Source organism: Bdellovibrio sp. SKB1291214 (assembly GCF_002209355.2).
In the GTDB taxonomy this organism is placed as follows: Bacteria; Bdellovibrionota; Bdellovibrionia; order Bdellovibrionales; family Bdellovibrionaceae; genus Bdellovibrio.
In genome coordinates this window covers 3,171,327-3,183,731 of record NZ_CP106855.1, presented here as the reverse complement: position 1 = coordinate 3,183,731, position 12,405 = coordinate 3,171,327, and the positions used below count along the sequence as shown (strand labels likewise).

The following is a 12,405-nucleotide window of genomic DNA, read 5'->3' as shown; positions in this document are numbered from 1 at the left end:
ACGAAAAGCAAACAAAGGTCCAAGTCTTGTTTCCAAACGCCTTAAAATGATCCTAAGCGACTCCAAAAAAGAGTCAGTGTTTTGGCAATTCCAAGAGGTTTTGAGTTTGAATAACTATCAAATTAGACATGATCTAAGGCGCCGGCTTCGTTAAAAAGCCCAAAAAACTGGCAAAAATCCAAAAAAAACCGGGTTTTTGAAAAAAGATGTTGAGGATGACCGTCATCTAATATTAAAAAGATCACCTCACTGCGGGTGTGGTGAAATGGTAGACACAGAAGATTCAAAATCTTCCGCGAAAGCATGGGGGTTCAAGTCCCTCCACCCGCACCAAATCAAACCGACTTAACAGTCGGTTTTTTAGTTTCTGGGGCCTTTAATTTCAATCAGGCCAAATTGACCCCACTTTGAAAGCATTTCACGAAGCGTTCTAAGAGTTGTCACTTCTTTATGCTGTCACGCGAATCAAGCGTAATGACTTTGATCCACTAAAACCCAAAATATCAATAACTTAGACGGAGGCGACGAAAATCGGCCACGTTGGCACTGGCCTTGCTCTAGTGGGTTTCGATTAAAAAAGGTTTCAGAAAACCACACTGAGGAGACGATATGAAAAAGTATATCTATATTCTTGCGGCTTTGAGCATGGCGCCGGTATTCGCGTTGGCTCAATCCCTTGAAAGCGATGTTGATGCTGAATTGGATGCTATGTATTCCAAGCAAGCTCCAACTCAAGCTGTTGGTAACCGCACAACAGTTCTTCCTGCTGCAGCTCAAGGTGAAGCACAGCAAGTGAAGCCACAACCTATCTATATTATTAACTCACCAGCGCAGGCCGCTCAGGCTTCTGCAGCAACTCAGCAAGTTCAAAAACAGCCAACAACTGTTATTGAAGCTTCTCCATTGGCAGAGTCTCGTGCGGAATCAATCCGTAAGAGCCGTCAAGATGCTGAAGTTCAAACTGAACAAAAGATCGTTGAAAAACTTGAGCAATCTCGTATGGAAGACGAAAAACGTAGAGCTGATGTTTTGTTCGGTGATAAATTTAATTCTTTGAATCAACAACAACAAGTTCCAGTTCAACAACCTATCGTTGCTCCAGCGCCTGTAGTTGTAGCTCCGGTTGCACCGGCTCCTGTTATCGTTGAAAAACAAGTTCAAGACGATTCTGCAACTCGCGAATTGATTCGCCAAGAGATGGCTGCCTCTTTGGAAAAGAACAAACCAGTTGAGCCACCTGCTCGTAACAAATACGTAGCTGGTTTGCTTGGTATGGGTGACTATCCAGACGTTTCTAACGTTAAAGGTAACTACGCTTTGGGTGTTGCGTTCGGTAACAAAGTTGATGGTTTCATCATCGAGGGTTCATTCCTTTACTCGAACTACACTGTTCAAAATCGTTACTACAACAACTATAATTACGGTTATGCTTACAATAACAACTACAACAACGGTAACGTAGACGTTAATCAATACACAGGTGCATTGGCTGCAAAAATCCAATTCTTTGATGGTATTGTTAAACCAGTTATCGGTGGTATCGCAGCTTACTCATACAGAAAGTATGACTTGAAAAACAGCTACTTCTACAACAGCAACAGTGATGATGCGAACTCACATGCGGTTGATTTGGGTGCGTTGGTTGGTGCTGATTTGGAATTCTCTCCGAAATACTCTATCGGCTTGGATTTCAGATATATGTGGAACTTGTCTAGCCGTATCAACTATGGCAGCAACAATAATAACTATAACTACAACAACAGTTACTACAACGAGTTGTCTAACACGAACCCGATCGAGAAATTGCAATACTACGTAATGACAGTTTCTGGTCGCATGAATTTCTAATATTTCCCAATTGTCCCAAAATCTCTCAGTGGTTGGCGGAGCTTCAGAAATGGAGCTTCGCTTTTTTTTTTTGGACAACGAGCAGGCCTCGGGTCACAATAGACCCATGCGTTTGTTGATCGTTTCTATTTTCATTTCTTTACAAGCTTCAGCGGCGACGGTGATTTCGGAAACTGTCGGTCAAGTGGGCGATTACGTTTTAACCAGTCGTGAAGTGCAAATTGCGACGGTCATTGATAACATTTTGTATCCTCCTAAAGATAAAAAAGGCAATGGCTTGGTGGAAACCGCTCCCGGTTCGAAAGAGTTTCGTTCCCACGTCACTGCGGTTTTGCTGGAAACAGTTGTTTCCATGGAGGCCGAGTCCTTTAACGTGGGCGTGGTTGCAGAGGGGGAGCTGAGCGAGGCCGTGTCGAAAGTAGATAAAGCAGTCGCAGGTAAAACATATTGGAGCCAGTTGCAGCCGACCCAAGCTGAAGTCAAAAAGTTTACGAACCGTAAACTTGCGGCAAAAAGCTTTATCAAATTTAAAACCGGCTCCATGGCGGGGATCGTTTCCGATCTCGATGCTTTTGAATACTACGAAAAAAACCGTGTGAAATTTGGGAGTACCTCCTTTAAGTCGATCAAAGAAAATATCAAATCCTTTCTTGCCCAACAACAATTGGAAGACCGTCTGCGAGCGTGGTTCGAGTTGTTGAAGCGCAAATACAAGGTCCGAAACTTTATTTAGGTCTTCATGAAAATCGAATCTTTATATTCTCCTCATAAAGCTGCGATGCGAGATTTGATCAGTGCAATTCATGATCAAATCGGCCTGCTGCCGCAATTTTATTGGCCAGCGGATATGTTGGGGGCAGAGATGGCGACGGCAGAGGCGGTTGGCATTTTTGAAGGGGAGGAGTTGGCCGGATTTATTCTTTACCGAGAGGTTCCCGGGGCGTGGGAAATTTCTTTGGTGGCGACGCACCCCAAATTTCAAAGACGCGGCCTGATGGAGAAGCTGATTCAGCATCTTATTGCTGCAAAGGGTCAGAGGCGCGAGCTGTGGCTCGAGGTCCACGAAAGCAATCATTCGGCCCAAAAACTCTATGAAAAGCTGGGGTTTAAGCTGACCGGGCGCCGTCCGCGCTATTATAAGGATGGGGCCACCGCGCTCTTATATTCCTGTCCTTAAAAGGATTTACCTTTGGCCCCTTGGAGATGACAGAAGACCTAAGGCCAGATAAGTCCTTGCGTAGATTCGATTTTTTTGTTAGTTTAAGGACGTTCGATGGGCCCTGAAGGCCCATTTTTTTTTGCCACGAATTCTTTTTGAGTTCCTCGGACAAACGGGACGTGCGATGCCAGATACGCTTTAAGCGTTTGAGCATGTACGCGCTGCAGGCAGGTTGGATATTTCCCGACCGCTTTTAGCAGGAGTCACTTCATAGCAAGCTGAAACCACCCGTATCGGGGCTGGTGGCAGGTTTGAAAAGGAAGTGAAGAGATGTCTGAGAGACCCTCTTGGTTAGATCAAGTAGAAAAAATCGCGAGTGATGCTGCCCAATCTCAAGGCTGCCTGCTTTACGATATTGAATTCGTAGGTGGTGGTAAGGGACGTACTCTGCGCTTGTTCATCGATAAAGATGAAGAGGGCGGAATTAGTTTGGAAGATTGTTCCAATGTTTCTAAAGCTTTCAATGAAGTTTTGGAAAAGGACGAGGAAATCATTCCGGGTGCCGCTTACGCATTGGAAGTTTCAAGCCCTGGTTTGGAGCGTCACTTGGCTAAGCCTTGGCACTTCCAAAAGGCCGTAGGTAAGAAAGTTTATCTGAAAACATCGAAAGCTCTGGAGAGCATGGGTGTAACAGATAAGAAATGGAAAGCCACAAAGACTGTCGAAGAGGTTATTGAATCTGCCGACGATCAAGCGGTCCGTTTCGTGGTCAATGACGTCGAGATTAAAATCCCGTACGGAATGATCGAAAAAGCTAAAGTTTTGTTTGAAATTAATAAAGGTCAAAAAAAGTAGTAGAGAGGATAAGCCATGGCTGAAAATATGTTTTCAGATCTTTCGAAAGTGATCGAGCAAGTTGGTAAAGACAAAGGTATCGATAAGCAAATCGTTATTGAAGCGATCACTCAAGGTATGCTTGTAGCTGCCCGTAAAAAATACGGTACTTACCGTGAAATCGAAGCCGCATACAACGAAGAGACTGGCGAAGTTGAACTTTTCGAGTTCAAAGAGGTTGTTCCTCGTGAAAAATTCGTCGACGAAGAAGTTGAAATTCCTTACGACGACGCAGTTAAATTAGATCCAAACGTTCAAATGGACGATTCAATTGGTATCAAATTGGAAGCTTCTGATTTGGGCCGTATCGCAGCTCAAACTGCGAAACAAATCATCATGCAAAAAGTGCGTGATGCTGAACGCTCTATCATCTTTACTGAATTCGAAGAACGTAAAGGTGAAATTGCATCTGGTATCGCTCGTCGCGTGGAAAAAGGCGCGATCGTTGTCGATTTGGGTCGTACGGAAGCGTACATCCCACCTCGTGAGCAAATCCCTGGCGAACAATACAAACCGGGTGACCGTATTCAAGGTTACTTGTCTGAAGTTCGTCAAACAACTCGTGGTCCACAAATCATCATGTCTCGCGCTGATGAACGTTATTTGATGAAACTTTTCGAAATGGAAGTTCCAGAAATCTATGACGGTGTGGTTGAGATCATGGCTGCGGCTCGTGAACCAGGACAACGTGCGAAAATCGCAGTTCGTTCTAACGACCAAACTGTTGATCCAGTGGGCGCGTGCGTAGGTATGAAGGGTTCTCGTGTACAAAATATCGTACAAGAACTTCGTGGTGAAAAAATCGATATCGTTCCTTGGGACGAAGACATCACTCGTTTCGCGGTAAATGCTTTGGCTCCGGCTGAAATTTCTCGCGTATTCTTGGATGACACAAACCGTGAGATGGAAATCGTAGTTCCAGATTCTCAATTGTCTTTGGCAATTGGTAAACGCGGTCAAAACGTTCGCTTGGCAGCTAAATTGACGACTTGGAAATTGGATATCATTTCTGAATCTTCAGCGGCTTCTCGTACAGCGGAATCCATCTTCAATTTGATGTTGATCCCTGGCATGAACGAAACTATGGCACAAAACATCTTCCAATCTGGCTTCGGTTCATTCCAATCTGTAGCTCAAGCGAGCGTTCAAGAGTTGATGACGATTCCGGGTTACGATGATCCAGAAAAGGCAGAAAAACTTTCTAAGGAAGCAAACGCTTTGCTTAAAAAGTATGAAGCAGAAGGTACTCCAGTACCAACAGCTCCATCTGCAGGTGGAAAAGACAGCAAAGCGGGTGGCGGATCTGCGAAAGCACAAGCCGATGCATTGTTGAAGCAAGAGTTGCAGAAATTGAACTCTCAAGAAGCTGAAGAAGAATAGATTTTAAAGAAGTTACAGTTACTACACAGGGAGACTGAGTGAGTAATCCAAAAGTTTTTGAATTTGCGAAAGAAATCGGGATGACCCCGCTGGCTTTGATGGACAAAATCCGTGAATGGAATTTGCCTATTAAGAGCCATATGGCGGAATTGGAACCGCAAGTTCTTGAGCAGATTAAAATTAAGCTGGGTGGTGGTGATAAGCCCGCTGATGAAGCGAAACCCAAAAAAGCAGCAACTCGCAAGGCGCCAGCTAAAAAAGTAGCGGCGGCAGCAGCGGCTGAAGCTGAGGCAGCAGCAGCGGCTCCAGCTAAAGTCATTCGTCGTAAGACGAAAGAGGAAGCGGCTCCGGTTGAAGCGAAAGCAAAAATTATTTCTAAACCCGACGTTGAAGAAGAAGCGGAAGCTCCAAAAACAACTCGTGTTGTAGTTAAGAAACCTGCAGCTGCGGCTGCTCCGAAGGAAGAGGCTGCAGAGCCAACTCCAGCGGTGGTTGAAGAAAAGCTTGTCGCAAAACCAGAACCAACTCCAGTGGCAGCAGCCCCAGCGGCTCCAGTCGTGGAAGCGAAAGTGGAAGCTCCAGCTCCTGTAAAAACAGAAGCTCCGGCGGCACCTGCTCAGGCCACTCCAGCGGCGCCAGTGCAAGCTCGTAAGAAAGAAGTCGTCGTGGGAACAAGCGGTGTCGCAAGTTCTTCAACTCCAGCTTCTGCTCCGAAAAGAAATATCATTGGACGTATGGATCTTTCCCGCGTTCAGACACAAGCTCCACAACGCCCACAAGGTGATCGTCCACAAGGTGGATTCCAGCCTCGTTCAGGTGGTGGCGCAAGTGCTTCTTTCACAGGACCTCGCCCGGGTGGTTTCAACCGTCCAGCAGGTGGTGCGCCAACGCGCAACATCCGTCCTGGTTTCGTAGCGCAACAAGCTCCGCCAGAGATTCCAACTGAGGGCGCTGATCATCATCACAATAAGGATTTTGATAAGCGTAAACGTTTTGGCGCATCTCCAGCTCCAGCGGCTTTCAATGCGGGTCCAAGCGCTCGTGAGAAAGAAAAAGAAGAAGAAATCAAGAGCTTCAATGCGGTTGATTTCCGTAAACGCGAAATGGTCTTCCAACCTAAAAAGAAGAAGACCGTTACAGAGCAAGGTCAAAAAACTCAGATCACGACAGCTGCTGCGCATAAGCGCGTAGTTAAAGTGAATAACACAATGAAATTGTCTGACTTGGCAATGGCGATGGGCCTTAAAGCTCCTCAGCTAGTTAAAGTCATGATGAAAAATGGTGTGATGGCGAACATGAATACTGACTTGGATTTCGATACGATCGCTTTGATCGTTCCTGAATTCGGTTGGGAAGCACAAAACGTGTTCAAGACAGCTGATGACGTGGCGTCTGAAACTGCATTCGGAGATTTGGATGCAGATAAGATCACTCGTCCACCAGTTGTTACAATCATGGGTCACGTTGACCATGGTAAAACATCATTGCTAGATGCTATCCGCAATGCTGACGTTGCTAAAGGCGAAGCCGGCGGTATCACTCAGCACATCGGTGCTTACTCCGTACAAATTGAAGATGGTTCTTTGATCACGTTCCTAGATACTCCGGGTCACGAAGCCTTTACGGCGATGCGTACTCGTGGTGCGAACGCGACAGATATCGCGGTTATCGTGGTAGCTGCGGATGACGGTATGATGCCGCAAACGCAAGAATCTATTAACCATGCGAAAGCAGCAGGCGTACCTATTATCGTTGCTGTGAATAAGATGGATAAACCGGGTGCAAATCCGGACCGTATCAAACAACAATTAACTGAACTTGAAATCGTCCCAGAAGAATGGGGTGGTAACACGATCTTCGTGGAAGTTTCAGCACTTAAGAAAACAGGCTTGAAAGAGCTTCTTGAGCAAATCAAATTGTTGGCTGAAATCGGTGAATTGAAAGCCAATCCAAAACGTTCGGGCACAGGTCTTGTGATCGAAGCGAAGATGGAAAAAGGCAAAGGTCCTGTAGCAACACTTCTAGTTAAAGACGGAACTGTTTCTGTGGGTCAGTACTTGGTTGCAGGAACAATGAAGGGCCGCGTTCGTTCATTGACGAATGATAAAGGTCAAAGAGTTGAGTCAGTGGGTCCGGGCCTTCCAGTGGAAGTTTTGGGTCTTGATGGCGTTCCAGCAGCGGGCGATAAGTTTGACATCGTAAAAGATGAAAGAACTGCTGAAGAGATGTCTACTTTGAGAAAAGAACAAGCCGCAAAAGCTGCTAACGTTCCTGCTCAAAAAATGTCTTTGGACGAGATCTTCTCTAAAGTTAAAGCCGGCGATGTGAAAGAGCTTGCGATCATCTTGAAAGCAGACGTTCATGGTTCTCTTGAGGCCATCAACGGCATGCTTGCGAAATTGGTAACTCCGGAAGTGAAAGTGCGTGTTATCCACGCGGCTGTCGGTGGTATCAATGAGAATGACGTGACTTTGGCGAATACTTCTAAAGGTATCGTTTTGGGCTTCAACGTACGTCCTGACCTGGGCGCACAAGCTAAAGCGAAACAATTGGGCGTAGACATCAGAACTTACTCCATCGTTTACGAATTGATCGATCAAATGAAAGCTGCAATGTCCGGTCTTCTTACGCCAGATATGGTTGAAGAAGTTATGGGCCGTGTGGAAGTTCGTAACGTGTTCAACGTACCAAAAGTCGGAACAATCGCTGGTTGCTTCGTTATTGATGGTAAAGTTCAACGTAACAACTCGATCCGTCTTCTTCGTGAAGATAAGATCATTTACGAAGGTAAGATCGCATCGCTTAAACGTTTCAAAGACGACGCCAAAGAAGTGGCTTCTGGCTACGAATGCGGTATCGGCATCGAAAACTACAACGACGTTAAAGTCGGCGATATGATGGAAGCTTTCGTTAAGAAAGAAGTTGCAAGAGAGTTGGGTATTTAATGAAGAATGTGGGTGATGGACGCAGGGTCGCACAAGTTGAGCGTCAAATTCAGGCGACCATTGCTCAATTTCTAATTAAAGGCTTTAAAATGCCGTTGCCAGGTTTGGTGACGGTGGCCTCTGTTAAGATGCCTGCGGATTTGCGCGCAGCTAAAGTTTACATCAGCGTTTTGGGTTCTGAAGAGGCCCAAAACGAAGCTGTCGAATTATTGCAAGAGCGCGCCTTCGAAATCCAAAACTATATCGGTAAAGAATTAAAGATGCGCTACTGCCCAAAGCTAAAGTTCTATGCGGATCACGCAACAGAGCAGGTTTTGAAGGTGGAGCGTATTATTTCTGATCTTGAGGCTGAAAGAAAAGCCAAAGAACCAAAAAACGAATCCGAATCTGATGACGAATAATTCTGAAAACTTTAAAACTGCTCCGGCGAAGCCGGAGGGTGGACGCGGGCCCTCAGTAAAACGAGATCCCGTCGACTTCCATGGTCTTTTGCTTGTCGATAAACCGTCGGGCATTTCTAGCCACGACGTGGTGGCACGTCTTCGTCGCATCATGGGCACCAAATCTGTTGGTCACTCGGGAACTTTGGATCCGATGGCTTCGGGCTTGATGGCTTGTTTGATTAATGAAGGTACCAAGCTTTCCCAATACATTCTTGAAGGTGACAAGGGTTACCGCGTGCGTATTCAATTTGGAATTCGCACCGACACTTTGGATACAACCGGGGAAACTTTAGAAACCAAACCTGTGAACTTGGTGGAAGCCACTTTGCTGGCTGAAGCCATGAAGCTTCAAGGCGAAATGGAAGTCGAAGTTCCTATTTACTCGGCCATCAAAGTTCAGGGAAAAAAACTTTACGAATATGCACGTTCTGAAAAAGACGTCGTGATCCCTAAAAAGATCATGAACTTCTGGGATGTCAAATTCCTAGGAATGGGGCAGGATTGGGCCGAGTTCGATCTTCGCTGTTCTAAGGGAAGCTATATCCGCACCTGGGTGGACCTTTTGGGGCAGGCTTTGGGATGCGGTGCTGCGATGAGCGGGCTTCGCAGAACCTATTCGGCGCCATACATCTTGGAGCAGGGGCAAACCCTCGAGGTCATCGAAGAGTGTGTAAAAAAGAACACATTAACCGGCTGCTTTGTGACGATGGATGCGGCTTTGCCCATGGTAAAACGCATCCGGGTGAAGGGCCAAGATCAGGTGTTGCTGGGGAATGGTCAAATCAGCCATGACCTGCGCAGTCAGCTTATAGCGGCTTTTAACCCTGACTCGGACCAGTTTGTCCAAGTCCTTTCCATGGAAGGCAAGCTTTTGGCGATCGTGGGCCTTGAATCCGGCCGCGGCTTCGTGCTCAAGCGTGTCTTCAAATACTAAATTATTTTGAGCACTTGACCCTGGTAGCGGGGTCAGTTAGAACCTTACCAAACCTGCCTAGGATCGACAGCCATGACGACTAAGGCGGGGAGTATATAAACCGGCGGAAACGCCAACAGAGGAGACGCTAATGGCAGTCACTAAAGAACAAAAAGCACAGATCGTTAACAAGTTCAAAACTGCAGGCCTAGATACTGGTTCAGCACAAGTACAAGTTGCTTTGCTTACAGCACGTATCAACGACCTTACAGTTCACTTCACGACTCACAAAAAAGATTTCCACGGTCGTCGTGGTCTTGTGACTCTAGTAAATCAACGTCGTAAGCTTTTGGATTACTTGCACCGCAAAGACGTTAAAGGTTATCAAACTCTTATCAAAGAACTTGATATCCGTAAGTAATCTCATCTTAAATAAGATATCTAGAAGGGGCGTAATAGCCCCTTCAAAATTTTAAAAAACAGGAAGCCAGCTGAGAAATCCTGCTGACTTCACGAGCAACAAGCAAGAATGCTGAGTGCTCTACTCCGGCGAGCCGGAGTGCTCAAAGTCAGAATGATTTTTGAGATGGCTTCCACAAACGGATGGCGAAAACGAATTTTCGCTAAATAAGGAGATTTAATGAAAACGACTGTAACTACTTCTGTAGGTGGAAAACAGATCACAATCGAAACTGGCCGTATGGCAAAACAAGCAGATGGATCCGTGCTTGTTTCTAGCGGTAACAACATGGTTATCGTCACTGCTGTTTCTTCTAAAAAACAATCAGAGCTAGATTTCTTCCCTCTGACTGTTGAATACATCGAAAAATACTATGCAACTGGTAAAATTCCAGGTGGTTACTTCAAACGTGAAGCTAAGCCAACAAACGACGCGGTTCTTATCGCTCGCTTGATCGACCGTCCCATCCGTCCTTCTTTCCCAGAAGGCTACCGCTATGAAACTCAAGTAGTAGCGACTGTTCTTTCTGCTGACGGTTCATTCCCTCTTGAAATCTTGGCAAGCCTTGGTGCCTCTGCGGCTCTTCACGTATCTGACATTCCGTTCAACGGCCCAACAGCAGCAGTTCAAATCGCTCGCGTTGATGGTCAATTCATTGCCAACCCAACTCCACAACAGTTGGAAAAATCCGACATGGATATGATCGTTGCGGGGACTCGCAATGGTTTGTTGATGGTTGAAGGTGAAACTAAATTCATCACTGAAGCAGACGCTTTGGCGGCATTGAAATTTGGTCACAACGCTTTGATGCCTCTATTGAATGCACAAGATGAATTGCGTGAAAAAACAGGTTCTGTTGCTAAACGCGTATTCACTCCGCCGTCTATCGATGCTGAATTCAAAGCTTCTGCTGAAGCTTTCTTGCAACCTAAAATTGCTGCTGCACTTGCGATCAAAGAAAAACAAGATCGTTATGCTGCTGCAAACACAGCTGCTGCTGAAGCTGAAAAAACTTTGTTGGCGTCAATCACTGACAAAGACCTTTTGAAGCAACGTAAAAAAGACCTTAACACGATCGTTGAAGATCTTAAGTACAAAGAAGCTCGTGCCATGATCTTGGATCGCAAAGTTCGTATCGATGGTCGTAACACGACAACGGTACGTCCAGTGGCGAACGAAGTAGGTATCTTGCCGCGTGCTCACGGTTCAGGCCTTTTCACTCGTGGTGAAACTCAAGTATTGGGTACTGTGACTTTGGGTACTGGTGACGATGAGCAAATGGTTGATTCATTGTTGGGCGTTCAAAAACGCAAGTTCATGCTTCACTATAACTTCCCTCCATACTCTGTAGGTGAAGTGGGTCGTATGAGCGGTACTTCTCGTCGTGAGATCGGTCACGGTAACTTGGCTGAACGTGCTCTTAAAGCAGTTCTTCCTGATCATGAGAAATTCCCATACACAATCCGTATCGTATCTGAAGTTTTGGAATCCAACGGTTCTTCTTCAATGGGTACTGTTTGTTCTGGTTTGATGGCGCTTCTTGATGCCGGCGTTCCTGTTAAAGGTAACGTTGCAGGTGTGGCAATGGGTCTTATCAAAGAAGGCGACCGCGTCGCTGTATTGACGGACATCTTGGGTGATGAAGATCACTTGGGTGACATGGACTTTAAAGTTGCTGGTACTGCTCAAGGTATCACAGCGGTTCAAATGGATATCAAAATTGACTCTGTTTCTTTCGAAGTTATGGAACAAGCGTTGTCTCAAGCTAAAGACGGCCGTATCCACATCTTGAACGAAATGGAAAAAGTGATGAAAACTCCTCGTGGTCAAATCTCTGAATTTGCTCCGCGTATCGAGACTATCAAAATCCGTCCAGACAAAATCCGTGAAGTTATCGGTTCTGGCGGTAAAGTTATCCGTGGTATCACTGAAGCGACTGGCGTTAAGATCGAGATCGAAGACGACGGTACAATCCACATCGCGTCTGCTGACCCTGAAGCAACTAAAAAAGCTATCGGCATGATCAACGACATCGTGGCAGAGGCTGAAGTTGGAAAAACGTATAAAGGCCGCGTAGTAAAAATCGCTGAATTTGGAGCTTTTGTTGAAATTCTTCCGAACACTCAAGGTTTGCTACACATCTCTGAGATCTCTAACGAGCGCGTTCGCGCTGTAACAGATGTTCTTAAAGAAGGCGAAACTATCGACGTGAAAGTTCTTGAAGTAGACCGTGCAGGTCGCGTGAAACTTTCTCGCAAGGCTTTGTTGCAACAACAACAGTAGTTCTCGGCGTCTCGCCAATGCCTCAGCGGACTTGTCCGCCGTAGCCTTGGCGAAGGCGGATAGGAGCAGGTTATAAATAC

General features: G+C 45.9%; 10 protein-coding genes and 1 tRNA gene. All 11 read left to right on the top strand.

The annotated features are described in order from the left end of the window. Positions 1 to 251 precede the first annotated feature (251 nt). The 11 genes from B9G69_RS15705 to pnp all read left to right on the top strand — a co-directional run bounded on the left by B9G69_RS15705 (position 252) and on the right by pnp (position 12,325). Positions 252 to 333: transfer RNA gene (locus B9G69_RS15705), tRNA-Leu, on the top strand. 276 nt (positions 334 to 609) lie between these two features. Beyond that, complete coding sequence (locus B9G69_RS15700; RefSeq protein ID WP_265437827.1) at positions 610 to 1,848, top strand: hypothetical protein; 1,239 nt, start codon at positions 610 to 612, stop codon at positions 1,846 to 1,848. Between the two features lie 10 nt (positions 1,849 to 1,858). Further along, the gene (locus tag B9G69_RS15695; RefSeq protein WP_254916737.1) at positions 1,859 to 2,581 is read left to right on the top strand and encodes a hypothetical protein; all 723 of its coding nucleotides are present in this window, start codon (positions 1,859 to 1,861) and stop codon (positions 2,579 to 2,581) included. A 6-nt stretch (positions 2,582 to 2,587) separates the two neighbouring features. Beyond that, the gene (locus B9G69_RS15690) at positions 2,588 to 3,025 is read left to right on the top strand and encodes a GNAT family N-acetyltransferase (protein WP_088614317.1); all 438 of its coding nucleotides are present in this window, start codon (positions 2,588 to 2,590) and stop codon (positions 3,023 to 3,025) included. Positions 3,026 to 3,337: 312 nt separating this feature from the next. Further along, positions 3,338 to 3,862 (top strand): ribosome maturation factor RimP, encoded by a 525-nt coding sequence (rimP, locus tag B9G69_RS15685; RefSeq protein WP_088614318.1) that lies wholly within the window; start codon positions 3,338 to 3,340, stop codon positions 3,860 to 3,862. Between the two features lie 15 nt (positions 3,863 to 3,877). Beyond that, positions 3,878 to 5,281: a transcription termination factor NusA gene (gene nusA / locus B9G69_RS15680; RefSeq protein WP_088614319.1), complete on the top strand. Its 1,404-nt coding sequence runs from the start codon at positions 3,878 to 3,880 to the stop codon at positions 5,279 to 5,281. Positions 5,282 to 5,319: 38 nt separating this feature from the next. Beyond that, positions 5,320 to 8,226 (top strand): translation initiation factor IF-2, encoded by a 2,907-nt coding sequence (gene infB / locus B9G69_RS15675; RefSeq protein ID WP_088614320.1) that lies wholly within the window; start codon positions 5,320 to 5,322, stop codon positions 8,224 to 8,226. After that, a complete protein-coding gene (rbfA, locus tag B9G69_RS15670; protein ID WP_088614321.1) occupies positions 8,226 to 8,627 on the top strand; it encodes a 30S ribosome-binding factor RbfA in 402 nt (133 codons plus the stop codon). The genes infB and rbfA overlap by 1 nt, the downstream gene beginning before the upstream one ends. Beyond that, entirely contained in the window at positions 8,617 to 9,603 is a 987-nt protein-coding gene (truB, locus tag B9G69_RS15665; protein WP_088614322.1) for a tRNA pseudouridine(55) synthase TruB, read from the top strand. Before rbfA ends, truB begins: the two co-directional genes overlap by 11 nt. A gap of 130 nt (positions 9,604 to 9,733) precedes the next feature. After that, positions 9,734 to 10,003: a 30S ribosomal protein S15 gene (gene rpsO, locus B9G69_RS15660; protein ID WP_088614323.1), complete on the top strand. Its 270-nt coding sequence runs from the start codon at positions 9,734 to 9,736 to the stop codon at positions 10,001 to 10,003. A 219-nt stretch (positions 10,004 to 10,222) separates the two neighbouring features. Then, on the top strand, positions 10,223 to 12,325 hold the full coding sequence (pnp, locus tag B9G69_RS15655; RefSeq protein ID WP_088614324.1) for a polyribonucleotide nucleotidyltransferase: 2,103 nt from the start codon (positions 10,223 to 10,225) through the stop codon (positions 12,323 to 12,325). Positions 12,326 to 12,405 lie beyond the last annotated feature (80 nt).